The organism is Streptomyces lichenis (genome assembly GCF_023218175.1).
In the GTDB taxonomy this organism is placed as follows: domain Bacteria; phylum Actinomycetota; class Actinomycetes; order Streptomycetales; family Streptomycetaceae; genus Streptomyces; species Streptomyces lichenis.
On record NZ_JALPTH010000010.1, the window covers coordinates 37,794 to 61,670 of the forward strand.

General features: G+C 75.2%; 16 protein-coding genes. 3 read left to right on the plus strand and 13 right to left on the minus strand.

Features of this window, described 5'->3' with window-relative positions; translation table 11 throughout:
* Window positions 1-294 precede the first annotated feature (294 nt).
* A complete protein-coding gene (locus tag M1O15_RS12455) occupies window positions 295-1,776 on the minus strand; it encodes an SDR family NAD(P)-dependent oxidoreductase (protein ID WP_248633792.1) in 1,482 nt (493 codons plus the stop codon).
* A gap of 439 nt (window positions 1,777-2,215) precedes the next feature.
* Here M1O15_RS12455 and M1O15_RS12460 point away from each other — a divergent pair, with 439 nt between their 5' ends.
* Window positions 2,216-4,036, plus strand: a complete 1,821-nt coding sequence (locus M1O15_RS12460; protein WP_248633793.1) for an amidohydrolase — start codon at window positions 2,216-2,218, stop codon at window positions 4,034-4,036.
* Window positions 4,037-4,099: 63 nt separating this feature from the next.
* Here M1O15_RS12460 and M1O15_RS12465 read toward each other — a convergent pair whose 3' ends face one another.
* The gene (locus tag M1O15_RS12465) at window positions 4,100-5,431 is read right to left on the minus strand and encodes a transglycosylase family protein (protein WP_248633794.1); all 1,332 of its coding nucleotides are present in this window, start codon (window positions 5,429-5,431) and stop codon (window positions 4,100-4,102) included.
* A 340-nt stretch (window positions 5,432-5,771) separates the two neighbouring features.
* On the opposite strand from M1O15_RS12465, the gene gnd reads away from it, so the two are divergent.
* Window positions 5,772-7,214, plus strand: coding sequence for an NADP-dependent phosphogluconate dehydrogenase (gene gnd / locus M1O15_RS12470; RefSeq protein WP_248633795.1), 1,443 nt, complete (start codon window positions 5,772-5,774; stop codon window positions 7,212-7,214).
* 592 nt (window positions 7,215-7,806) lie between these two features.
* Here the strand turns inward: gnd and panD are convergent.
* The 7 genes from panD to M1O15_RS12505 form a co-directional block, all read right to left on the minus strand.
* On the minus strand, window positions 7,807-8,235 hold the full coding sequence (gene panD / locus M1O15_RS12475) for an aspartate 1-decarboxylase (RefSeq protein WP_248633796.1): 429 nt from the start codon (window positions 8,233-8,235) through the stop codon (window positions 7,807-7,809).
* A gap of 287 nt (window positions 8,236-8,522) precedes the next feature.
* Window positions 8,523-9,338, minus strand: coding sequence for a hypothetical protein (locus M1O15_RS12480; RefSeq protein WP_248633797.1), 816 nt, complete (start codon window positions 9,336-9,338; stop codon window positions 8,523-8,525).
* A gap of 72 nt (window positions 9,339-9,410) precedes the next feature.
* Complete coding sequence (locus M1O15_RS31635; RefSeq protein WP_248633798.1) at window positions 9,411-10,607, minus strand: DUF418 domain-containing protein; 1,197 nt, start codon at window positions 10,605-10,607, stop codon at window positions 9,411-9,413.
* An 80-nt stretch (window positions 10,608-10,687) separates the two neighbouring features.
* Window positions 10,688-11,842 (minus strand): peptidoglycan recognition protein family protein, encoded by a 1,155-nt coding sequence (locus tag M1O15_RS12490; RefSeq protein WP_248633799.1) that lies wholly within the window; start codon window positions 11,840-11,842, stop codon window positions 10,688-10,690.
* A complete protein-coding gene (locus M1O15_RS12495) occupies window positions 11,839-12,411 on the minus strand; it encodes a sigma-70 family RNA polymerase sigma factor (protein WP_248633800.1) in 573 nt (190 codons plus the stop codon). Before M1O15_RS12495 ends, M1O15_RS12490 begins: the two co-directional genes overlap by 4 nt.
* 285 nt (window positions 12,412-12,696) lie before the next feature.
* On the minus strand, window positions 12,697-13,527 hold the full coding sequence (locus M1O15_RS12500; RefSeq protein ID WP_248633801.1) for an anti-sigma factor: 831 nt from the start codon (window positions 13,525-13,527) through the stop codon (window positions 12,697-12,699).
* A gap of 381 nt (window positions 13,528-13,908) precedes the next feature.
* Window positions 13,909-15,312, minus strand: coding sequence for an FAD-binding oxidoreductase (locus M1O15_RS12505; protein WP_248633802.1), 1,404 nt, complete (start codon window positions 15,310-15,312; stop codon window positions 13,909-13,911).
* A gap of 359 nt (window positions 15,313-15,671) precedes the next feature.
* On the opposite strand from M1O15_RS12505, the gene M1O15_RS12510 reads away from it, so the two are divergent.
* Window positions 15,672-16,676, plus strand: a complete 1,005-nt coding sequence (locus M1O15_RS12510) for a hypothetical protein (protein WP_248633803.1) — start codon at window positions 15,672-15,674, stop codon at window positions 16,674-16,676.
* Between the two features lie 94 nt (window positions 16,677-16,770).
* On the opposite strand, the gene M1O15_RS12515 is transcribed toward M1O15_RS12510, so the two are convergent.
* The 4 genes from M1O15_RS12515 to M1O15_RS12530 form a co-directional block, all read right to left on the minus strand.
* Window positions 16,771-19,881, minus strand: coding sequence for an ATP-binding protein (locus M1O15_RS12515; protein WP_248633804.1), 3,111 nt, complete (start codon window positions 19,879-19,881; stop codon window positions 16,771-16,773).
* 1,063 nt (window positions 19,882-20,944) lie between these two features.
* A complete protein-coding gene (locus tag M1O15_RS12520; protein ID WP_248633805.1) occupies window positions 20,945-22,033 on the minus strand; it encodes a trypsin-like serine peptidase in 1,089 nt (362 codons plus the stop codon).
* A complete protein-coding gene (locus M1O15_RS12525) occupies window positions 22,030-22,698 on the minus strand; it encodes a COG4315 family predicted lipoprotein (protein ID WP_248633806.1) in 669 nt (222 codons plus the stop codon). Before M1O15_RS12525 ends, M1O15_RS12520 begins: the two co-directional genes overlap by 4 nt.
* Window positions 22,699-22,829: 131 nt before the next feature.
* Window positions 22,830-23,747 carry a TIGR03619 family F420-dependent LLM class oxidoreductase gene (locus M1O15_RS12530; RefSeq protein ID WP_248633807.1) on the minus strand — a complete coding sequence of 306 codons (918 nt, stop codon included), beginning with the start codon at window positions 23,745-23,747 and terminating at the stop codon, window positions 22,830-22,832.
* Window positions 23,748-23,877: the final 130 nt, after the last annotated feature.

Sequence of the window (23,877 nt, forward strand, 5' to 3'; positions counted from 1 at the left end):
GGGACCGCAAGCTTGGTGGCAGGCTTGTCCCCAGGCCGACCCGAGGGGTTTCGTGGCCCCCGGTCGGTCGGCCGTTCGCCCCAGGTTAACCAAATGAGCGTGGTTCCGCTCGATGGAACGCGTCACAGGGTGGGAATCCGGACACGCCGGGAGCGCGCGGGCAGACCCGGGCGCCGGAAAGCGTCCTGCGAGCCCTCCGACGGATGGGGCGGGCGGGGAGAGCGGGACGCTCGGCAAGCGGTTTCCGTTTGGCGCACCCGCGCCCTGGCGTTCACCCCACGGGGTGAGGTCAGCTCACCACTGGCCGGGGGCGTAGTCCTTGAGGAAGCAGCCGTACAGGTCCTCGCCCGCCTCGCCGCGCACGATCGGGTCATAGACCCGGGCCGCGCCGTCCACCAGGTCCAGCGGGGCGTGGAAGCCGGCCTCCGCGAGCCGCACCTTGTCCGGGTGCGGGCGCTCGTCGGTGATCCAGCCGGTGTCCACGGCCGTCATCAGGATGCGGTCGGAGTCGAACATCTCCTGGGCGCTGGTGCGGGTCAGCATGTTCAGCGCGGCTTTGGCCATGTTGGTGTGCGGGTGCCCGGCGCCCTTGTAGCCGCGGGCGAACACGCCCTCCATGGCGGAGACGTTGACGACGTAGGTGCGGCGGGCCGGGGAGGCGGCCATGGCCGCCCGGAGCCGGCTGATCAGGATGAACGGGGCGGTGGAGTTGCACAGCTGCACTTCCAGCAGCTCGACCGGGTCCACCTCGGAGACCGTCTGCACCCAGCTGTTGCTGTCGTGCAGGTCGGGTACGAGCCCGCCGGCGTCGATGGCGGTGCCGGCCACGATCCGCTCCAGCGAGGCGGAGCCGCTGACCAGGGCCAGGTCGGTGATGTCCTGGGCGGTGAGCTGGTCCCCGCCGCGCGGTCCGGGCAGCGCGGCCACGGAGTCGACCGTTCCGCTGCCGAAGGTGCCGATGACCTCGGCGGGCGGCAGTTCGCCGGCGGGCAGCGGGGCGGACTCGGCGGCCACCAGCTCGCGGTAGGCGCCGGGCGAGCGGCGCACGGTCTGGGCGGCGTTGTTGATCAGGATGTCCAGCGGCCCGGCGGCGGCGACCGAGTCGGCGAGGGCCACCACCTGGGCGGGGTCGCGCAGGTCGATGCCGACGATCTTCAGCCGGCCGATCCACTCGTCGCTGTCCGGCATGGCCTTGAAGCGGCGGATGGCGTCGTTCGGGAAGCGGGTGGTGATGGTGGTGTGGGCGCCGTCCCGGAGCAGCCGCAGCGCGATGTACATGCCGATCTTGGCGCGGCCGCCGGTGAGCAGGGCCCGCCGGCCGGTCAGGTCGGTACGGGCGTCGCGCCTGGCGCGGTTCTCGGCGGCGCACTTCTGGCAGAGCTGGTGGTAGAAGGCGTCGACCTCGACGTACCGCTGCTTGCAGACGTAGCAGGAGCGGGGGCGCTGGAGGATGCCGGCGATCTCGCCGGCGACCGAGGAGGAGGGCAGCAGGCCCTGGGTCTCGTCGTCGATGCGGTCGGCGGAGCCGGTGGCGGTGGCCTCGGTGACGGCCCGGTCGTTGGCGGTCTTGGCGGCACGGCGCTCCTGGCGGCGGCGCTGCTTGACGGTGCGGTAGATGCCGGAGGTGGCCCGGCGGACCGCGATGGCGTCCGGGTGGTCGACCTCGATCCGGTCGAGCTCGGCGAGGACGCTCAGGCAGACGGCCAGCCGCTCGGGGGCGATCCCCGGCCCGTACACCTCCGGCTCGTACGCCTGGGTCTCTTCGGTCACCGTCATGGCGCTGCCGTTCCTCGCTCGCTCGTTCATCGCGCCGCCGCGACACGCGGGCGGCGGGTGCTTGTCAAAAGCCGAACTCTACGGGAGGCGGGGGCGCGAGGGCCAAGCGGAGGCCCGTGCTCTCGGTCACGGGGCAGGGGGCCGGGGCGAGGCCAGCGGGTCGCCCGCGACCGGGACGGGAATTTTCGGAAAGGGGCGAAACGGACGGTGCTGCGGTTTCCCTCGGCCGGCGCCACCCCTGTTGGGCACATGCTCAATAGCCAGCCTCCGCCTCCACCCCTTCGATTCCCAGCCGATTTCCCCTCTTCACATTCGATAGACAGGCCGTGATCCGGTTGCGAAGACCGCTGCCTACGGATACCGCACCCTTTACCGTCCCCGGTGTGACGCAGAACGCACCGTGCACCGGCACGGCTCAGGCAGGGACGAGGGAGGCCTCATGAGGGGTATGCGGGGTACGCCGGGTCGCCGGGCGGTGCTGGCCGCCGGCGCGGTCACCGTCACCGCGGTCGCGCTCGACGGCTGCGGACCGGAAGACGAGCGGGACCGCTCCGGGGAGGACCGGGCCGGACGGGCGGCCGACCTCGTGCTGACCGGCGGCCATGTCCACACCGTGGACGACGAGGACAGCGTGCACCAGGCGCTGGCGGTCACCGCCGGCCGTATCACCTTCGTCGGCACCGATCGGGAGGCCCGCCGCCACGTCGGCAAGGGCACCCGGGTCGTGGACCTGGGCGGCCGGATGGTGATGCCCGGACTGCATGACGGGCATCTGCACCCCATGTCCGGCGGGCAGGGGTTGCTCGGCTGCGACCTGGAGTACGAACCGCTCACGGTCCGGCAGTTCCAGGACCGCGTCAGGGCCTATCTGAAGCGGACGAAGGACGAGGAGCCCGACTCCTGGGTCCAGGTCGAGCACTGGTACGCGCAGGCCATGCGGCCGGCCGGGACCAAGCTCACCAAGGCCGATCTGGACGCCCTGGACACCCGGCGGCCGATCGTGGTCAAGTCCACCGACGGGCACACCGTGCTGGTCAGCAGCCGCGCCCTGGAGATCGCCGGTATCACCGCCGCGACGAAGGACCCGGCAGGCGGTGCCATCGGGCGGGACGCCCAGGGCGAGCCCACCGGCGTCCTGGAGGACGGGGCGACCGACCTGGTCACGGCGAAGATCCCGCAGCCGACCGCCGCGGAGAACCTGCGGATCGCCCGCACCGCCCTGGCCGCGCTCGCGGAGCAGGGGGTGACCACCTTCATGGACGCGCTGGCGTCCGAGGAGGGGCTCAAGGCCTTCACCGCCCTCGCCGAGGAGGGCGCGCTCACCGCCCGGGCCTCTTTCGCCCCGCTGGTCAACGTCGGCGACAAGGACCCGGTGGGCAAGGTGCGCGCCCTGCGCGACCGGTACGACGGGGGCGCCGTCAAGGCCGCGGCGGGGATCGCCGTACGCAACACCAAGCTCTTCCTCGACGGCGTCCTGCAGTACCCCGCGCAGACCGCCGGCCTGCTCCAGCCCTATCTGGAGTGCGGCCACGGCGAGTGCCGCCCCGGCAAGCGGACCGGCGCCCAATACTGGAAGCAGGAGCAGCTCGACTCCATCGTGGCGGAGCTGACCAAGGCGGGCTTCGACCCGCATGTGCACGCCATCGGCGACCGGTCGGTCCGCACCGCCCTCAACGCCTTCGCCCGCGTCCGCGAGCGCGGCGACCGGCGCAGCCGGCTGACCGTCGCCCACGCCGAACTGGTGGACCCCGCCGACATCAAGCGCTTCGCCCGGCTCGACGTGGTCGCCGCGATGGGGTTCCACTGGGCCAAGCCCGCCCCCGACTCCGTCGAGTCGGTCAAGCCCTACCTGGGCGCCAAGCGGTGGTCGAACTACGAACCGGAGGGGGACATCCTCGCAGGCGGCGGCCGGATATCCCTGGGCAGCGACTGGCCGGTCGACCCGCTGGACGAGTGGACCGCCATCAAGACGGCGATCACCCGGACCGCCGCGCCCGGCAGCGAGTACGCCAAGCAGGGGCCGATGACGCCCCATCAGCGCATCAGCCGCGCGGCCGCCCTGCGCGCGGCCACCCTCAACGGCGCCTACCAGCTGCGGCAGCAGGACCACACCGGTTCACTGGAGGCGGGCAAGTTCGCCGACCTGATCGTGCTGGACCGCAATGTGATGAAGGTCCCCGAGGAGGAGATCGCCGGGACCAAGGTCCTGCTGACCATGGTCGGCGGCCGGGTCGTGCACGGCTCCCTGGACCTGGAGTAGGCCCCGGCAGGGCCCCGTGCCCGGCGGAGCCCGCCGGGCACGGACGGGCACGGGGGGCGCGTGTCAGACGCGGACCCCGACGGACCTCAGATAGGCGAGCGGGTCGATGTCGGAGCCGTAGCCGGGGCCGGTGCGGATCTCGAAGTGCAGGTGCGGGCCGGTGCTGTTGCCGGTGGAGCCCGAGCGGGCGATCCGCTGACCGCCGCCCACCTGCTGCCCGGCCCGCACACTGAGGGCGGAGAGATGGGCGTACTGGCTGTAGCGGCCGTCGTGGTGGCGGATGACGATCTGGTAGCCGTAGGAGCCGGCCCAGCCCGCCGAGACGACCCGGCCGGGCGCCACCGCCTTGACGGAGGTGCCGGTGGGGACGGCGAAGTCCACACCGGTGTGGTAGCCGCTGGCCCAGGAGGAGCCCGCCTTGCGGTAGGCGGTGCTCGGGCCGGCCTCCACCGGGGCGCTGAACCCGGCGGCGGTCCGCGGCTTGGCGGTCGCCTGCTGCGGCTTGGCCTGCTGCTGCCGGGGCTTCGGCTTGGCCGCCTCCTGGCGGGGCTTCGGCTTGGCCGTGTCGGGTCTCGCCTGGGGCTTGGCGGCCGGTCTGGTCTCGTTCGGCGGCTTCGCCGTGGTCTTCGGCCTGGAGGTCTGCGGACGCGGGCGTTCCGTGCGCGGCTTCCCGGTCACCGGGCCGGCCGCGGTGCCGCGCAGCGCGAGCCGCTGGCCGGGGAGGATCAGGTCCGGGTCGGAGCCGATCACGGTGCGGTTCTCCGCGTAGAGGCGCTGCCAGCCGCCGCTGACCCGCTCGGCGCGGGCGATGCCCGAGAGCGAGTCGCCGCGCGCCACGGTGTAGCTCTCGCGCTTGCCGGGCACGGTGGTGGGCGTGGCGGCCGGCTGCTTCGGCTGCCCCTTGGCACTCCGCTTCTGCGGATTCCGCGGAGAGGCGCTTTCCCGGCCGGTGTTCTCCCCGGTGGTGCGGACCTGCTCGCCGCGGCCGCCGTTCGGGGAGATGGCGGGGGCGTCGCCGCCGCGGGTGAGTCCGGCCTTGACCGAGCAGGCGGGCCAGGCGCGCGGGCCCTGGCCGTCCAGGACCTTCTCGGCGACGGCTATCTGCTGGTCCTTGGTGGCGAGGTCGGCGCGGGGCGCGTACCGCGTCCCGCCGAAGGCCTCCCAGGTGGACTGGGTGAACTGCAGGCCGCCGTAGTAGCCGTTGCCGGTGTTGATGTCCCAGTCGTGGGTGGACTCGCAGGCCGCGACCTTGTCCCAGGTGTCCACCGAGGCCGCCTCGGCCGCTCCGGCCGCCATCAGCGGCAGGGCCATGCCGGCGCCGCTCGCGGTGACGGTCAGCGAAGCCCGGTTGAGGCGGCTCGGCTGGTACCGCCGGTGTCGTCCGCGTAAGGCCATGGGTGGGTCTCCCCCCTTGCACAGGTCAGCGGCGGCCCAAGCTAGAGGGTGGGGCGGCCGGTGACAAGGGGCGGTCCCGATGTCACCTTCGGTGAGAGCGGGACCGGCGGGATGGACGGGGCACGGGGGCGGTGCGGGCGGCCGGGGCGGTGTTGCGGTGAATGACCCGCTCAGGTGGTGCGTACGGGTACGGGACCGGGGAAGGCAACCGCAGGTGACCGGGGCGTACGCGGGGCGCGCGGCAGCGCGTCGGCGCGCACCCGTCCACCGGCCGGCCCGCCGGCCCGGTCCGTCCGCCGGGACGCCATGAACCACCACCGAACGACACAGGAGCACGCATATGAGCGGCACAGCCCAGATCGGTGTCACCGGGCTCGCGGTGATGGGCCGCAATCTGGCCCGGAACTTCGCCCGCAACGGCCTCACCGTCGCCCTGCACAACCGGACCCAGGCCCGTACCGACGCGCTGGTCGAGGAGTTCGGCGAGGAGGGCGCCTTCGTTCCCACCGGCAGCGCGGAGGAGTTCGTGGCCGCGCTGGAGCGGCCCCGGCGGCTGGTGGTCATGGTGAAGGCGGGTGAGCCGACCGACGCGGTCATCGAGGAGTTCGCCCCGCTGCTGGAGGACGGCGACGTCATCATCGACGGCGGCAACGCCCACTTCGAGGACACCCGGCGCCGGGAGCGGGAGCTGCGCGAGCGCGGCATCCACTTCGTGGGCGCGGGCATCTCCGGCGGTGAGGAGGGGGCGCTGAACGGGCCCAGCATCATGCCGGGCGGCTCGGCCGAGTCGTACGAGTCGCTCGGCCCGCTGCTGGAGCGGATCGCGGCCAAGGCGCCGGATGGCACCCCGTGCGTGAGCCATGTCGGCCCCGACGGGGCCGGGCACTTCGTCAAGATGGTGCACAACGGCATCGAGTACGCGGACATGCAGCTGATCGGCGAGGCGTACCACCTGCTGCGGTCGGTCGCGGGCTACTCGCCGGCCAAGATCGCCGAGACCTTCCGCGGCTGGAACGAGGGCCGGTTGGACTCGTATCTGATCGAGATCACCGCGCAGGTGCTCGCGCACACCGACGCCGCCACCGGCGAGCCGTTCGTGGACGTGGTGGCCGACCAGGCGGAGCAGAAGGGCACCGGCCGCTGGACGGTGCAGATCGCGCTGGACCTCGGGGTGCCGGTGTCGGGCATCGCGGAAGCGGTGTTCGCCCGCTCGCTGTCCGGCCACGCCGGGCTGCGGGAGGCCTCCCGGTCGCTGCCCGGGCCCACCGCCCAGCCACTGGACGAGGCGGAGGCGGCGCGGTTCGCCGACCGGGTGGAGCAGGCCCTCTACGCGTCGAAGATCGTCTCGTACACCCAGGGCTTCCATATGATCCGGGCCGGCAGCGAGGCGTACGACTGGGACGTGGACCTCGGCGCGGTGGCCTCGCTGTGGCGGGCCGGCTGCATCATCCGGGCGGCCTTCCTGGACCGCATCCGCGCCGCGTACGACGCCCAGCCGGGGCTGCCCAGCCTGCTGGGCGACAAGGAGTTCGCCGCGGAGATCGGCGCGGCGCAGGACGACTGGCGCGAGGTGGTCGCCACCTCGGCGCGCCAGGGCGTCCCGGCCCCCGGCTTCGCGGCGGCGCTCTCCTACTACGACGCCCTGCGCGCCGACCGGCTCCCTGCCGCGCTCACCCAGGGCCAGCGGGACTACTTCGGCGCGCACACCTACCGGCGCACCGACCGGGACGGGGTGTTCCACACCCTCTGGGGCGGCGACCGCTCCGAGGTCAGCGCGGACTGACCCTGGATCCCGCCGTCTGCGGGCGGGTACGGACACGGGCCCCCGCCGCTGTCCGCGGCGGGGGCCCGTGTGCGACCGTCCTTGTCCGGCCTTGTCCGGCTGCCTAGCTGGCCGGACCGGGCTCCGGTTCGGGGCCGGGCACGGGCTCGGGGCCGGGGGGCTTGGGCACCGGGTCCGGCTCAGGGCCGGGCGGGGGGCCGGGGTGCGGCGGAGGGGTGGGGGTGGGGCCGGGGACCGGGCTGGGAGCGGGGCCCGGCTCGGGTCCCGGTCCCGGGCTCGGCACCGGTGTCGGCGGCGCCGGGTCCGGACCCGGGCCCGGCGTGGGCGCGGGCGGGACGGGGTCGGGGTACGGGTTGGTCATGGCGACTCCCCTGGTGGTTCGGCCGTGGCGGTACGGGCCTTGGCCCGCACGGACCCGCTACGGGCGGCGGCCCCGCCACCCGTACCGGCTCTCCCCCGCCGCGTTCCCGCCCGCGAGGGGATCACTCGTCCACCCGCCGGACCCCCTTCGGGCGGGGTACGCCGGTGTCAGCCGCGCCTCCGGGCCGGATACGCGGTGTCAGCCGCGCGGCCAGGGCCGGATACGCGGGTGTCAGCCGCGCGGCCCGGGTACGGCGTGCGGGGCGCGAACCGTGCCGCTGCCGGGCACCGGGGCCGAGGCGTCCGTCCCCAGCTCCACGATCCGGTTCGCCCCGTCGACGTGCACCACCCGCGGCACCAGCGCCCGCGCCTCGGCGTCGTCCACCTGGGCGTAGCTGATGAGGATCACCAGGTCCCCGGGGTGGACGAGGTGTGCGGCGGCGCCGTTGATCCCGATCACGCCGGAGCCTCGCTCCCCCTCGATGACGTAGGTCTCCAGCCGGGCCCCGTTGTCGATGTCGACGATGTGGACGAGCTCCCCCGGGAGCAGGTCGGCCGCCTCCATGAGGTCGGCGTCCACGGTGACGGACCCGACATAGTGCAGGTCGGCCTGGGTGACGGTGGCGCGATGGATCTTGGACTTGAACATGGTGCGCTGCATCTGAGTGCTCCTGTGACTCGGCTCCCTGCCTGCGTACGTGCAGGTCAAGGGCGGTCCGGTCAGCCTACAGCGGGGCTCGCGTGACGAGGCAGCCCCCTCCACCGCTGACCGGACGGCCACGGGAGCGAGGTCCTTCGGCCCTCATGGGCACCCCGGAGAAGCTGCTCGGCAGTCGCCCGGGTGGCCGGACCGCTTTCGCCGGGGCACCGGATCGGGCCCCGGCGAAGGACTCCGGACGGGGATGCCCCCGCCATCGGGTGGTGGCCCGGGGGCTGCGGGGCGTGGTGCTACCGGAGCCGGTTGCCGCCGCCGGAGGTACCGGGGGTCGCCGGGTGGTGCGCCGGCCGGTCGGCCGGGGGCTGCGGGGAGGGCTGCGGGGAGGATGCCCGGAGGTCCCGTAGCGGGGTCCCCGGCAGCCTGGTGCCGGCCGCGGCCGCCTGGGGGTTGCCCTCGTGGTGCTTCTGGTCGGTGGTGCTGTTGACGAGCACGCCCGCGGCGACCAGTCCGGCTCCCATGCCCTGCAGGGTCGGGCTGTCGGTCTGCACGCCCCTGCCCCAGACACCCAGGCCGACACCGGTGATGGTGTTCGCTGCCACCTTGCTGGGGGTGAAGGCCGGCTGCGGCTTGTCGGGTTCGTTCCTGACGCCTCGCGCGTACCCGACCTGTTCGGCGATGTTGTAGGCCGGTCGCGCGATGCCCGCCCAGGTGCCGGCCGCGCGGGCGTGCGGGTTGCGGGTCCACTCCGCCGTCGCCGAGACCACCGAGGGCGTCACGTCGAGCAGGGAGTTGACGGTCTTCCGGGCACCGCTGGTACGGGCCGGGCCGGATTCCGCCCGGGGCACGCCGCCCCGTTCGGCCAGGCTGTAGGGGTCCTCGCTCGCCGCGCCGCGCACAGGGGGAGCGGCGGGCGCCGGGGCGACCGCGGGTGCCGCGGGGCTCGGAGGAGCCGGCGTCGACGGGACGGGGGACGCGGGGCCCTGCGGCTGCTGGTGGAGGCCGGGCGCGCTGGAGGTCCGGGGGGCGCTGGAGGCGAGAGGCGTCTCCTCCTGCGCGCTGTAGTACTCCGTCTCGCTCGACGAGGAGTGGGGTGAGTGGTCACGCATGGACGGGTCTCCCTGTTCGAGGGGTCGCCGGCACGGGATTCCGTGCCGTGCGGGTACGTTCCCAACCGCCGATCAGCGGTGGCTTACCGCGCCCTTGGCATCCGCCGGACGGCGGCGGTGGAGCGGCCCCAGCGAGATCCGGCGCACCAGGGCTTCGGCCGGGCCGCGGTCGAACCGCCTCAGGTAGGCCTCGCCGAGGCGGAGTTGGGCGGCGAACAGCAGAAGGCATCCCGCCAGCACGGGCGCCCCGCCGATCCGGCCGTACCAGCCCAGGCCGTACCCGGTGAACACCAGGGCGAGCACCAGGGACTGGGTCAGGTAGTGGGTCAGCGCCATCCGGCCGGCCGGCGTGAGCAGTCCGTCGACGCGGCGGCCAACCCCGGATCTCTCCCTGGCGAGCAGCAGGCAGATGTAGGCCCCGGTGAGGGCGGAAGCGGTGCAGACGCCCACCGCCCTGCCGAGTACGGCCCAGTGGGGCGGCAGTGGCCCGTAGGAGCAGAGGGCCATGAAGCCGCTGCCGGGCAGCCCGACCAGGAGCCCGGCGGCAGCGAGCCGGTACAGCCTGGCCCGGGGCCATGTGCGCTCCAGCCATCCGGCCTTGCCCGCCGCCAGTCCCAGGAGCATGCCGGCCAGCACCTGGGGGGCGTACATCGCGTTGCCCGCCGCGAACAGCGGGAGCTGCTCCAGCCGGGCTCCGATGGCGCCGGCCGGACCGTCGCGGTGGCGGGCGGCCAGTTCGGCAAGCGCCGCGCCCGCCGGCGGGTCGGCGGTGACGGGGCCGGTGGCCAGCGCCGCCTGGCCGTAGGCCAGCATCAGCAGCGAGAACGACGCCAGCAGGCCGCATCCGAGCAAACACAGGGTGCGGGGGCGCAGCCGGTGCAGCGGATACAGCAGCAGGCCCAGTACCGCGTAGAGCGTGAGGATGTCACCGGCGAAGAGCAGCACGGCGTGCCCGGCGCCCAGCACGGACAGGGCTCCGAGACGTCTGAGGTAGCGGGCGGTGTGGGAGCGGTACGGAGGGGGTGCGGCCCGGCGGGTCAGCAGGGCGGTGCTGTACCCGAACAGGAAGCAGAACAGCAGGTAGAACTTCGCCTCGGCGAGGGTGCCGACCGCCAGGGCCGCCAGCCGGTCGGGGGACATGCCCTCCGGCCGGGGGGCCGGGACGCCGCCCAGGACGCGGGCGTTCACCACCAGGATGCCGAGCAGGGCGAAGCCCCGCAGGACGTCCGGTGATCCGGCGCGCACCGCCGGGCCGGGCGGCTCGGCCACGGCGGAGTGCGGGCCGGCGGTCTCCGGTACGCGGAGTGGGCGGGGCCGGCGGTCCCGCCCACCTGGGGATGCCGGCCCGTTCATCGGGCGGGGAGGCGGGCCAGGTCCCGGCGGAGGGCCGGGATGTCCAGCCGGGCGCCGGGGCAGGCCGTCGGTGTCCACAGACCGTGCCCGTTGACGGCGGAGGGCAGCCGGCGGACCCGTCCGGAGGACGCGGTGTAGGCCAGTGGCCGCAGCGGGTCGAGGGTGTGGCGGTCCGTCAGCGCTGCCGCCAGCCGGGTCAGCGCGCGGCGGGCCGCGGGAGTGGGCGGCGCCTTGTCCAGGTCGCCGAGCAGGGCGACACCGATGTTCCCGGTGTTGAAGCCGCCGGTGTGGAAGGCGGTCACGACCTCGTTCGCGGAGTTGTGGCCCGGCGGTCCGTCGTCCCCGGAGGCCCGGCCCTCGTACACCCGGCCCTCGCCGTCCACCAGGAAGTGGTAGCCGATGTCCCCCCAGCCGTTGCGTACCGCGTGCAGTTCGAAGATCGCGCGGATGGTCGCGGCGGGGTCGGGGTCGCGGTTGGCGGTGACGGTGTGGTGGACGGTCACCGCCCGCGCCGGGGCGAAGACGCGGGTCGCCACCGCCTTCGTCTCGTCGGCCCCCCAGTCGGCGCGGGTGATGACGCCGAGCGCGTCGAGGTCGCCGCCGGATGGGCCGGCGGGGCGCCGGGAGGCGTCCGGGGCCGCGCGGCGGGGTGGCGGCGGGGCGGTGGACGGGGCGGTCGGCGCGGGCAGGGGGCCGTGCACGGTGTCCACCCCGACCGCGGTCAGCAGGTCGACGCCGGGTGGATGGCCCACCTGGTAGGAGCGTGCGCCACCGGCCGGAACCAGGGCGTGCCGTACCCCGTCCGGGGCGGTGTCCCCGCCGCAGGGGCAGCCGGCGCGTACCGGCAGCCAGCCGGAGGTCCTGTCCGGGCGGCCGTCGAAGCGGATGCGCGGGCCGCGTTCCGGACCTCGCCAGCTCAGCGCGACGAAGACGAGCGGGAACGGTGAGCGCTGGACCGCCGTCAGCTCGCCGCGCGCGGCCACGGAGCGGGTCACCGGGATGCCGAGCCGGCCGGTGGGCCCGGTGGTGGCGGAGGGAGGCGGGGTGGGGCGAGCCGGCTGTCCGCAGCCGGTCAGGGCCGGCAGGAGGGGGAGCGCGAGGCCGGCCCCGAGCAGGCTCCGGCGGGCCGGGTGGGCGGGCTGCGGGCTCACGGGGTGTACCCCCGCCGCTCCAGGGCCTCCCGGAGGGCCTTGAGCGCCAGGTGGGTGCGGGACTTGACGGTGCCGGGAGGGATGCCCAGGGCCGTGGCGGTCTGGGCCACGGACTGGTCGAGGAACTGGACGTGGATCAGGATCTCGCGGTGCTGGAGTGACAGGTCGCCCAGTGCCTCCCGGACGACCTTGCGGGTGAGCGCGCGCTCCACGTGCTCCGGGCCCGGCATGTCGACCAGCACGGTGTCGGTCGTTTCCGGCGGCCTCGCCTGCCGCGCCCGGTGGCCGTCGATGACGAGGTTGCGGATGACGGTGATCAGCCAGGGACGGACACCCTCCGCTTCCGGGTCGAGGATCTCGGCGTGCCGCCAGGCGCGCAATACGGCCTCCTGGACCAGGTCCTGGGCCCGGTGGCTGTCGCCGAAGAGCAGCCCGGTGGCCGTCCTCAGCAGGACGACGCCGTGCTTGTCGTAGACGGCCCGGATGAACGCCTCGTCGCGTGCCGGATCCGGTGTCTCCCCTCTTCGCCGAAGCGGTTCCCCGGTCCGGTCCGCCGTGCGCTGCCCCATGCTGGTGCTCCCCCAGACACCCGCGCCTCGGTCGGGCGCGGGCTCCTCGATGACTGAACGCAGTCACTCTGGAGGGGCCCGCTTGCTCCTCGCTTAACGGCCGCTTATCGCCTCTGACCTGCGAGGACAGGATCGGGAAAGGGGGTGGAAAGGCGGTGGCCGGAGCCGTGCCGCAGGGTGTCGGCGGGTCAGGGTGCCGGCGGGGTGTCGGCGGGTCCACGGCGACGAGGGCCGCCCCCACGCGCGTGCGCGTCGGGAGCGGCCCTCGAGGGAGGTGCCTGCCGGTCAGGCAGGGCGTGGGCGGGCGGGGATGCTGAGCAGTTCGGCCCCCTCGGCGGTGCGGACGGCGTACCGGGTGATCCGGTCCGCGGGGATGCCGACGCCGCCGACGGCCAGCAGCCGTTCCCTGGGCGACCCGGGCAGTCCGTAGCCGCCTTCGGGCACCTGCCAGGTCAGCGCGGTCTCCTCGCTGCCGTCGAGGGCGACGGCCACCAGGGAGCACCGCCGGGGGCCGTCCACACCGCTCAGTTCGAGCAGTACCTCCGTACCCCAGCCCAGGCTCCTGGGTTCGACGGCCCCGCTGACCGCGCCGGCTCCGGCGGAGCGCACGGTGTCCGGCCCGGACGGGCGGGCCAGGACCAGGGCGGCGGGCTCGTCCCCCTGGGTCAGCAGCAGCGAGCCGCCGATGCCGAGGGCGATCCCGGCCACCGCCGCGGCCAGCGCCCAGTTCCAGCGGCGGGCGGGCCGGTGTCCTTGGAGCGGGGTGGTCGCCGCCGGCGGATGAGCGGTCGGCGCCGCCGGGTCCGGCACCGGATCCGGCAGCGGACGTTCCGCCGCTCCGGGCGCCGGGCCGGCGGACCTGTTCTCCGCCAAGGCGGCCCGGACCGCCGCTTCCCGCAGTTCCGGCAACCACTCGTCCCAGTCGCCGCCCACCATGTCCTCCGCCGGAACCAGCCGGAGGCCGGTCACCACGGCCAGCAGGCCGTCCGTGTCCGCCTCGCAGGACGGGCAGTCGGCCACATGGGCGGCGACCCGGTCCGCTTCGGCCGGTTCGAGCGCTGCCATGGCGTAGACGGCCAGCTCCGACTTCTCCTGCTCGCATTCCACCGTGCGCACTCCTGAAAGGTCTCTGTCCCCCGGCGACTCGCTTGCTGTACGGGGGCCCGGCCCGAAAGGTTCACGGGGAGCCCCGGCGCTTCAGGGCGGCACCCGGGGGTGGGCCGGTGAGGACGCGGGTCGGCGTCCGGGGTGCCGGGCGGGCCGTTCGCGGGCCTCGGGCGCCGGAAGCGGCCCCGGGGCCGGGCACCGGGCGATCCGGTGCGGAGCGGTGTCGGACGGGGTGCGGGCGGTGGCCGCCGGCTCGGCGTGGAGCCGGCCGCCGGGCCGTGCCCGGACCGGTCCGGGCAGAGTGAACCGCGGGTCCCCGGTCATTCCGCCCGCTCTCCTCCTCTCCCGGACGCACCGCGCCCGCCCGCCGCCGGCGGGGCCGGTGCGCCGCTATCGGGGGGCGATGGTGTGGTTGTTGACCCGGAACAGGTTGGCCGGGTCGTGGAGCCGCTTGAGCGCCCGGAGCCGGTCCAGCTCCGCCGGGGTGAACACGTCCTCGGCCCGGTCCTCGCGGGCGGTGAAGTTGGTGTAGGTGCGGCCGGTGGACCACGGCGACAGCCGCTCCATCACCTCGGACAGCGAGTCGTAGCCGGCCGCCACGGCCTCCGGCGGGCCGACGGTGGCCCCCCAGAGGCTGAAGGCGGCCTCGCGGGCGGCGACCGGGGCGGCGTGGGCGGGGGTCCGGTTCAGCGCGCCGCCGAAGTGGCGCAGCTCCAGGACGGTGACCGGGCCTCCGGCGCCCCGCCGGGCGCACTCCAGCAGGCGCTCCACGGCCTCGGCGGGCAGTTCGGCCAGCAGGGTGCTGCGTTCCTCGTAGGGGGCGGGCTGGTCCGGGTCGGCGTGCACCGCGGCGAACGCCTCGTAGGGGTGGCGCGCGACCGTGTCCACGAGCCCGGGGCCGATGGCCCGGAACGGGGCGATCAGCCGCTCGGTCTCCTCGTCCGTCCCGAGCCCGGCCACCCGCAGATGCACCAGCGCGCGGCCGCGGAACGGCTCGGGGATCTCCGGCAGGGGCGGCATGTTGAGCAGCGCCACCGAGCAGGTGAAGTCGTCCGGGGCGCCGGGCACCACCTCGGTGAAGGCGCGCAGCACCTCCTCGGTCCGCTCGGCGGGGTGGTAGATGCCCCCGCCGTAGAAGGAGGTCAGCGGGAACAGCTCGATCTCCAGCGCGGTGACGACGCCGAAGTTGCTGCGGCCGCCGCGCAGCCCCCAGAACAGCTCGGGGTCGCTCTCCGCGGTGACCTGGTGCAGCGTCCCGTCCGCGGTGACCGCCTCGATGGAGACGACGTGGTCGGCCGCCCAGCCGACGGACCGGCCGAGGAAGGGGCTGTGCCCGCCGCCCAGGGTGAAGCCGACGACGCCCACCCGGGGTGACGAGCCGTTGAGCGGTGCCAGGCCGGCCGCCTGGGCGGGGCCCACGACGTCCGACCAGACGGCGCCGGCGGCGACGCGGGCGACGCGCCGTCCGGCGTCGATCCGCACGCCCCGCATGGCCCGGGTGGTCAGCAGCAGGAAGCCGTCCCGCGCGGGGAAGGGCTGGTGGCCGGTGGCCAGCACGCCAAGCGGCATGCCGTGGGCGGCGGCGAAGCGGACCGCGGCCTGTACGTCGGCGGCGGACTCCGCGGCGACGATCAGGGCCGGCCGGTGCCGGGAGCGGAGGTTGAAGCCGGCGGCCTCGGCCGCGAAGCCCTCGTCCCCGGGGGTGAGCACCGCCCCGGTGACGTGGGCGGCCAGCTCGCCGACGGCGTCCTGTCCCGGCGGGGCGCCGACGGGGATGGCGGTGGGAGGGGTCATGGTGCGGTGCCTTTCCTGGTGCCGGGCGCAGGCCGGGTGCGTGCGCCCCTCGGGTGTCCTACGGGGCGTGGGCAGAGCCGGTTCACCTCCCCGGAAGGCCGGGGGCACCGCCCGGCGCGACGCGTCGGGAGCCGGGCGTCGATGGGCCGCGGAGGTGGTGAACCACTGCCTCGGACCCCGCGTAAGTGCGTTGTGCAAGCCCGATGAGAGGCCGCCGACGGACGCGGCCCCACGGGCCGGCCGTTCGGGGAGTTCCGACACGGCGACCGGTGGACACCGGCGCCGCCCGCCCCGTAGTCGGCCGATGAAGCGCCTCCGGAACGACCGGATGCGACAGGATTCCTTCGGATGTGGGATTGATGCTGCGTACGCGTACCCTTTCGCTGGCCTCCGCCGTGGTGATGGGCGGGCTCCTGCTGACCGCCTGTGGCGGTGGGGACCAGGACGGTCCGGCCGACGCCAAGGGCGAGGTGGCCGCCCAGGCCCAGGGCGCCAGGACCGCCCCGGCGGCCAACGTGATCGTGTCCCAGGACGCGAACTTCGGTGACCCGTCCGAGGGGCTGTCCCCCCGCAACGGCGAGACCTGCCAGAACACCCGGTTCGGACGGCTGTCCATCCAGACCACCGGACCCGTCAAGATCTGGCAGGGCAGGAACTGCACCGGCAAGGTGGAGGAGATCAAGGCCGATGTCGCCGATGTCCGCAAGCGCGGACTCACCGGCATCGGCTCCGTCCGCTTCCTGACCGGCGGCAACGGCGGACAGCAGCCCGCCCCCCAGCCCACTCCGGGCAACGGCAACCCCAACGCCGCCCCCGCCAAGAACGTCCAGGTCTCCGCCGACACCAACTTCGGCGACCCCACCGAAGGACTCGCCCCCCAAGGCAACCAGACCTGCCAGAACACCCGCTTCGGACGCCTCTCCATCCAGACCACCGGACCCGTCAAGATCTGGGAAGGCGAAAACTGCACCGGCAAGGTCCAGACCATCAGCTCCAACCTCGACGACGTCCGCAAGCGCGGACTCACCGGCATCGGCTCCGTCCGCTTCCTGACCGGCGGCAACAGCGGACAGCAGCCCGCCCCCCAGCCCACCCCCGGCAACGGCAACCCCAACGCCGCCCCCGCCAAGAACGTCCAGGTCTCCGCCGACACCAACTTCGGCGACCCCACCGAAGGACTCGCCCCCCAAGGCAACCAGACCTGCCAGAACACCCGCTTCGGACGCCTCTCCATCCAGACCACCGGACCCGTCAAGATCTGGGAAGGCGAAAACTGCACCGGCAAGGTCCAGACCATCAGCTCCAACCTCGACGACGTCCGCAAGCGCGGACTCACCGGCATCGGCTCCGTCCGCTTCCTGTGACCCTCGGGTCGTGAGGCGGGGGCCGGCCGCACCGCTTCCCTGCTGAGCCGGCCGACCGGGCGCACCGCCCGGTCGGCCTTCGCCGTATGCCGTGTCAGCAGAACGCGGCCAGCGCGGAGGGGGTGGCGGCGAGGCGTTCGGGGAGCCACCGGGTGGTGGCCGCCTCGCACCGGGACGTGCGGGCGCCGAGTTCGGCCAGCAGGACCCCCACGGCGCGCCGGGCCAGGGGCTCCATCAGCCGCTCGTGCGCCTCGCGCACCCGGTCGAGCCAGTCCCGGGCCGCCCCGGGGTCCGCCGCCAGGGCCGCCATTCCGAGGGCGGCCACCGCGCGGCGGTCCAGCGGCGCTGCCGGGTCGTCCCACACCGAGCGGAAGGCCCGGTGGGCCGCCTCCGCGTCGCGGCGCGCCGCCGCCAGCACCGCGCGCAGGTTGCCCACGGCGGCCCGCAGATCCTCCGAACTCAGCTCGTCCGCCACCGCGGCCACCTCGGTGAGCCGGTCGTCGGCCGCCTCGGCGCCGCCCTCCGCGATGTCCAGGCAGACCAGCCGCAGCATCGCGTACGCCCAGCGGGGCCGCGCCCCCATGGGCCGCAGGATGCGGGCCGCCTCCGTCCACTGCTCGCGGGCCCGCTCCCGCAGCCCGTCGCTCTCGTCGGCGTCCCCGCACAGGGTGAGGGAGAAGGCCCGCGCGAAGTCGTCCTCGGCGGCCTGGGAGGCCGCCACCGCGATCCGGCCGTGGAGCCGGGCCCCGGCCACGTCGCCGTGCTGGAGGCAGTAGGTGGACCAGTTGGTCTGCAGCACCGCGCGATCCCAGTGGGAGGCGGTCCCCACCACCTTCGACTCGGCGGTCTCGAACAGGCCGGCCAGGTCCTGGCGCCCGTTGAGCATCGCGTGCAGGGTGTCGTAGCAGGGGCCGAGGACGGCCAGGTCCGGATTGCGGGCGCCCCGCCACGCCGCCTCGTGCCGGGAGAGGTAGGAGGCCGCGTCGGCGTGCCGGCCGGCCACATGGTTCAGCCAGCCGAGCCAGGCGAAGGTGTAGAAGACCGCCCATTCCTCCTCGGCCGTCGGGGCCGGTGCGGCGGAGGACGTCCGGTCGGCCGCCGCCGCGTCGTAGGCGGCCAGGCTCCGTTCGAGGCGCCGGATGCCCTCCTCCTCGCGACCGCTGAAGAACCAGTAGTAGCCGAGCCGCGCCTCCAGCAGCAGCGACTCGGCGTGCCGGCCGTGCTCGGCCAGGACGGCCGAGGCGGAGCGGAGGTTCGCCGACTCCTCCGTCAGCCGTCTGGCCCACCGCGTCTGCTCGCGGGACGACATCGCCTCGGTCCCCTCCCGCACCAGGGCGACGGCCCAGCCGGTGAAGCGCTCCTCGGCCTCCGCGGCCTCCTCGCTCTCGCGGAGCCTGCTCAGCGCGTACTCGCGGACCGTGTCCAGCATCCGCAGCCGGCTTCCCTGTGCCGTGGCCACCGGGAACAGCAGGGACTTGTCGACCAGCTGGCCCAGCACCCTCAGCAGCTCCCCGCCATCGAGGCGCGCGGCGCTGGTCTCCTGGAGGGAGAACCCGCCGACGTACAGCGAGAGCTCCCTCAGCACCCGCTGCTCGGAGGCGTCGAGGAGGGCGTAGCTCCAGTCGAGGACGGCCCGGAGGGTGCGGTGCCGGGCGGGTGCGGTGCGTCCGCCCCGGGTGAGCAGAGAGAAGCGGTCGTCCAGCCGGTCGGTGATCTCCGGGACGGGAAGCAACCGAACGTGCGCGGCGGCGAGTTCGACCGCGAGGGGCAGTCCGTCGAGTCTGCGGCACAGGGCGCGCACCTGGCCCATGGAGGTCTCGTCGGTGGCGAATCCGGGGTCGATCATCACGGCCCGGGCGCTGAACAGGTCGGCCGCCTCCTCCTCCGGCATCGGCGCCAGCGGGTGGAGCACCTCCCCGGTGGCCGCCAGCGGCTCCCTGCTGGTGGCCAGCACCGTGAGGGCGGGGCAGCCGCCGAGCAGGGTCACCACCAGGGGGGCGATCGCGTCGAGGAGGTGCTCGCAGTTGTCCAGGGCGAGCACCACCCGGCGCCCCGACAGCAGGGAGACCAGCCGCCGCACGTAGTCGTTCGGCGGTTCGTCCGGGCGTACGGAGGCGTCCAGGAGGCCCAGTGTGGAGGCGAGGGAGGTGAGCACTCCGGCCTGGTCCACCGAGGTGAGGTCCACCCACCACACCGCGTCGACGGAGGGCTGGAGCAGCGCGCAGGCCTCCAGCACCAGCCGGGTCTTGCCGACGCCGCCCGGGCCGACCACCGTGACCAGCCGTTCCCGGGCCGCCAGCGTGCGCAGGGCGGCCAGTTCGCCGTGCCGGCCGACGAAGGGGCCGAGCGGACGGGCCAGGTTGCCCTCGGTCCGGGGCGGCGCTTGGTCGCGGTCCGGGGCGGCACCACCGGCGGCGGGTGCCGCGCCCCCGGGCCGGATACCGCTTGCCGGGGCACGGAGGGAGGGGTCGTCGCGCAGCATCGCGGTGTGCAGGTCGCGCAGTTCGGCGGAGGGGATGGCGCCCAGTTCCGCGTCGAGCAGTCGGCGCCCCTCGTCGTAGACCTCCAGGGCCTCGGCGTGCCGGCCGGAGCGGTGCAGGGCCAGCATGAGCCGGGCCCGCGAGCGCTCGCGCAGCGGCTCGGCGGCGACCAGCGCCTTGAGGTCGGGTACGAGATGGCCCGCACCGCCGCGCTCCAGTGCAGCCGCCGCGGCGTCCTCCAGGGCGGAGAGCCGCAGTTCCTCCAGCCGGGTCCGCTCCGCCTCGAAGACCGCCTCGTCCAGGCCGTCCAGCGCCCTCCCCCGCCACAGCGCCAGCCCGTCGCGGAAGCGGCGCTCCGCCGGCTCCCACGCCCCGGCCGCCAGGTGCGACCGGCCCTCCCGGACGGCGTCCTCGAAGAGCCAGGCGTCCACCCGGTCCCCGGGTTCCAGGACCAGCCGGTAGCCGCCGTGCGCGGAGACCAGGCGGCCCCCCTCGCCCAGTGCCGCCAGGGCGGTCCGGAGCTTGGACATCTGCACCTGGAGGGCGTTGACGGGGTGCCGGGCCTGCCGGCCGCCCCAGACCCCGTCGATCAGTGCGTCGCGTCCGATGGTGGCGCCCCGGGCCAGCAGCAGCCGGCCGACGATTCCCCGGGGGACGGCTCCCGAGAGGGCGAGGTCGCCGCGGTCGTTGGACAGCCGCAGCGGGCCCAGCAATTGCATGTGCATGGCGGCATTCTGCCGTTCGGGTGAGCAGGCGCCGACAGGTTCCCCCGCGCGTCGGGCCCACGGGTGGTCGGATCGGCGTCTCCGGTGCCGGCGGGTGGCGCGGTGCGGCGCCTCCGGTGCCGGCGGGGTGGTCGGATCGGCGTCCCCGGTGCCGGCGGGTGGTCGGATCGGCGCCTCCGGTGCCGGCGGGTGGCGCGGTGCGGTGGATGCCGCCGCCGGCGGAACCGGGCGGATGCCTCCGGGGCACGCGCCTCCAGACCGTGGAGGTGCTCCGGCCCGTGTCCCCGCGCCGCGTCCGCGCGGAGCCGGGCGGCCGGTTGCGCCGTGCGCGGTACGGGTCGTACGCGGTACGGGCCGTGCGCGGTACGGGCCGCGTTGATCCCCGCGACCGGGCCGGCCGGGTGCCCGGGAACCGGCGGCGGGCCGCCGCAGGCCGAGAGGGCGGCCGTCTCCAGCAGCCCAGCCCGCTGGAACCGTCGGGCGCCACCTCGACCAGGGCGGCGTACTCCTCCAGACGGCCCGGGCCGGCCGCTACCGCCCGGGTCCGTTCGGTCGCGGGGTGGGCCGGTCACGGGCGGCGGTGGCCCGGACCGTTCGCGCGGGTCGCAGTCGGTTGCGGCTGTGCCGCCGGGGCCGCGTCCCCGCGCGAGCGGCGCTGGGCGGGGGCCGAACGGCTCATCGGATGCAGCCCGGCGGCCCAGGAGGGTGTCGCGGCCGGGGAGGGTGCGGGCCCGGGCTCCGAGGGAACGGGGGCTGCTCGGGCCTGCTCCCGGTACCAGTGCGCGGCGATGGCCTGGGCGGGGGTCGGCCCGGTGGGCCGGGCCGCCTGCCGCCCGATCGCCGCCGGTTCGGCCTCGGGCCCGCCGAGGTACCCGGAGCCGGGCGACATCGGGCTGGGGGGACCGGAGGGCAGACCGGGCGAGTCCGGTCCGGCCTCGGACCCGGCCGCGTATCCGGCGTCCGACGTCGGAGTGCCGGGGGGCGTGGGCATGACGGTTCTCCCGTGGGTGTGCCGGTCCGCCGGGCGGACACGGGGGGGGTGTGCGTCGGAGGAGGAGCGGGGTCAGTCGGCCGAGGCCCGGCGCAGGGCGTCGTAGACCTCACGGGCCTCGGGTCCGAGTGGGGGCCCGGCCAGCCAGATCTGCTCGGCCGGGCCGATGGAGGTGTTGCTCACCAGCAGGGGCTTGCCGTCGGTGTCCTCCACGAACCAGCCGCCGCCCGAGGAGCCGCCGGTCATGGTGCACCCGATCCGGTAGAGGGAGGGCTGGTCGGCGCGGATGGACAGCCGCCCCGGTTTCGAGCGGCAGGTGAACATCTGCTCGCCGTCGAAAGGCGCCGCCGCCGGGTAGCCCCAGATCCCGATGGTGGAGATGTCCTGGGCGCGCGGCGGGCGGAAGCCGATCCGGGCCGCCGCGCCGACCGTCCGCTCCAGCGAGGCCGCTCCCCCGCCGTCGGTCCGCCGCACATGGAGCACGGCGAAGTCGAACGGCGCGCCGGCGCCGCCGGTCGGGGCTCCCTGGTCGATCCACTGCTGCGCGGTGCGGGCCTCGTCCGCCCACCAGGTGCCCAGGGGCGCGGCGGACTCGGGCGTACCGCCGCGGCCGGTCCCCTGGTCGTTGTACGAGGGGACGAAGACGATGTTGCGGAACCAGCCGCCGCCCGCCCCGGCGTGGACGCAGTGCCCGGCCGTCCACACCAGGTCGGAGGCGCCGGGCCGGGAGGGGTCGGCCACCACCGTCGCCGAGCAGACCGAGGGCCCGTCCGGGGTGTCGAAGAACAGCTTGCCCACGACCGGGGCGTTCGACCGGTAGGGCCGGGGCACCGGCTCGGCGGCCACCGGGGCCGGCTCCGGGTCGGTGACACCCTGGTCCCGCACCCCGACATCGGCTGCCACCGGGCGGTCGGAGCTCGCCGAGTCGCGCATCCGCTCCGGGGTCCACAGGCCGTCGACCACCGGGTTGCGGAACGCGTCGTTCTGCCGCGCCCAGGTGTCCGGGTCCCAGTCCCGCCAGTCCCCGGCCGGGCCGCTCGCCGGGCTTCCGCCCTCCGTGGAGCCGCGCAGCCGGTCGGGGAGGCCGGTCAGGGCCAGGGCGGCCACCGCCGCGACGGCACAGGCCAGCGCGGCGAGTACGGCGATCCTGCCCCGGCTCATCGGGCTCCTCCGCTCGGGTACGTACCCTGGGACGCGTCGGCGGTCGCGGTGTCCCGGCCGTCCGGGTCCAGGCGGGCGGCCTGCCCGGAGGGGGCCGCGGCGAACCAGGCGCCGTCCAGGCCGTGGCCCCGGGCCCGCCCGTCACCGGTGTCCCCGGCGTACCGGTAGACCGGGCGGCCCGCGACGGTGAGCTGGGTGAGCCCGTCCGTACGGACGAAGTGGCCGACGGCCTGCTCGGGGACCCGGTCGAGGAAGACCGTGCCGCGCGGGTCGACGACCACCGGCGGCCAGGTCTCCGCACAGGCACCCGCGCAGGCGGAGGCACCGGCCGACGGGGTGTCGCCGGTGAAGAAGTACAGGGCGCGGCCGGCGCCGTTGCGGAGGGGCCCGGACGCGCGGTCGGCGGGATCGGCGCTGATCTGGACCCAGCGGCGCGCCACCGGGCTCCGCTGCTCCCGGGGCGGGGCGAGGTCGCCCGTGCCGGGTGCGGCGCCGTTTCCGGCGGCGGTGCCCGCGAGGAAGGTGCCGTCGAAGTCGGCGTTGGAGTTGGCCTGCGGCGGCGCGGCCTGAGCGGGTGGTGCGCCACCGCTCCCGGCGGCGCACGAGCTGAGGGCCAGGGCGGCGGTGGCCGTGGCGAGCACCCTGGTGAGGCGGTTGCCGAACACGATGTCCGTTTCTCCGTCCGGATGGGCCGGGGCATGGCGGTTCCCGCCGGGGCGGGAGGGTCACGGCCCGGTGCGGGGCCGTCTGGTGGGGAGCGGGGGGCGAGGTCCGCGGCGAAGCGCCCTCGGCCGGCTCAGCCCTTGCGCAGTTCCTCGTGGAACCGGTGGGCGAGGTCGATCAGTTCGGCGGTGCTCCGGGCGGTCTGCTGGAGGTCCACCAGCACCTCGTCGGCGCCTGCCCGGTGCGCGGCGAGGAGGTAGCCGGCCACCTGCCGTACGGTCCCCCGGCCCGGCACCCGCTCGTCCGGGGCGGGGTCGGGGGTCACCTCCGGGTTGACCCGGACGACGATCCGCAGCCGCTCCGGGTCGCGTCCCTGTGCCTCGGCGCCCTGCCGGATCCCGGCCACCACCTGGGTGAGCATCGGCACCGGAAGCCCGACGCCGACCCAGCCGTCCGCGCGCCGGGCGATCCGCTCGAAGGTGGCCGGGCTGAAACCGCCCAGCAGCAGCGGCGGCCGGGGGCGCTGGACCGGGACGGCGTCCATGAAGGAGTCGCCGACCGTCCACCGCGTGCCCTCGTGGTGGAACGGCCCGTCGGACCAGGCCTGTTCGAGGACGTCGAGGATCTCCTCCAGCCGCGCCCCGCGGCCCGCCCAGGGGACGCCGACGGCCTGGTACTCGTCCGAGGACCAGCCGAGCCCCAGACCGACGTCTAGCCGTCCGCCGCTCAGGATGTCGAGGCTGGCCAGCGATCTGGCGAGCAGGACGGGCGAGTAGAACGGGCCGTTGAGGGTGCTGGTGCCGAGGCGGACCCGGTCGGTGGCGTGGGCGAGGACGGCGAGGGTGGCGACGGGGTCCAGGAAGCGCCGGTAGCCCTCCGGGACCGGCCCGCCGCCCGGGTAGGCGTCGCGCGGGCTGCGCGGCACCAGGGCGCGGTCGCCCACCCACAGGCTGTCGTAGCCGATGCCCTCCGCCGCGACCGCGCAGGCGGAGAGCGCGGCCGGGTCCGCGAAGAGCCCGTACTGCGGTGCGCCGAGGCCGATCTTGAGCATGTCCCTCATCCGTTCGCCGGTCGTCGTGTGCCCGCCGGCCGCCGGTTCGCGCTCTCATCGGGAACCGGTGCCGACATGCGTACTACGGGGCTCCCCGCGGACCGGTTCACCCCGGCGACCGTGCCCGCGG

Excerpts from the sequence above, each read along its gene's own strand:
- M1O15_RS12510 (WP_248633803.1), top strand. The coding sequence starts at position 15,672 with ATGCTGCGTACGCGTACCCTTTCGCTGGCCTCCGCCGTGGTGATGGGC.
- M1O15_RS12505 (WP_248633802.1), bottom strand. The coding sequence starts at position 15,312 with ATGACCCCTCCCACCGCCATCCCCGTCGGCGCCCCGCCGGGACAGGAC.
- M1O15_RS12515 (WP_248633804.1), bottom strand. The coding sequence starts at position 19,881 with ATGCACATGCAATTGCTGGGCCCGCTGCGGCTGTCCAACGACCGCGGC.
- gnd (WP_248633795.1), top strand. The coding sequence starts at position 5,772 with ATGAGCGGCACAGCCCAGATCGGTGTCACCGGGCTCGCGGTGATGGGC.
- M1O15_RS12495 (WP_248633800.1), bottom strand. The coding sequence starts at position 12,411 with ATGGGGCAGCGCACGGCGGACCGGACCGGGGAACCGCTTCGGCGAAGA.
- M1O15_RS12530 (WP_248633807.1), bottom strand. The coding sequence starts at position 23,747 with ATGCTCAAGATCGGCCTCGGCGCACCGCAGTACGGGCTCTTCGCGGAC.
- M1O15_RS12480 (WP_248633797.1), bottom strand. The coding sequence starts at position 9,338 with ATGCGTGACCACTCACCCCACTCCTCGTCGAGCGAGACGGAGTACTAC.
- M1O15_RS12455 (WP_248633792.1), bottom strand. The coding sequence starts at position 1,776 with ATGACGGTGACCGAAGAGACCCAGGCGTACGAGCCGGAGGTGTACGGG.
- panD (WP_248633796.1), bottom strand. The coding sequence starts at position 8,235 with ATGCAGCGCACCATGTTCAAGTCCAAGATCCATCGCGCCACCGTCACC.
- M1O15_RS12520 (WP_248633805.1), bottom strand. The coding sequence starts at position 22,033 with ATGAGCCGGGGCAGGATCGCCGTACTCGCCGCGCTGGCCTGTGCCGTC.
- M1O15_RS12465 (WP_248633794.1), bottom strand. The coding sequence starts at position 5,431 with ATGGCCTTACGCGGACGACACCGGCGGTACCAGCCGAGCCGCCTCAAC.
- M1O15_RS12460 (WP_248633793.1), top strand. The coding sequence starts at position 2,216 with ATGAGGGGTATGCGGGGTACGCCGGGTCGCCGGGCGGTGCTGGCCGCC.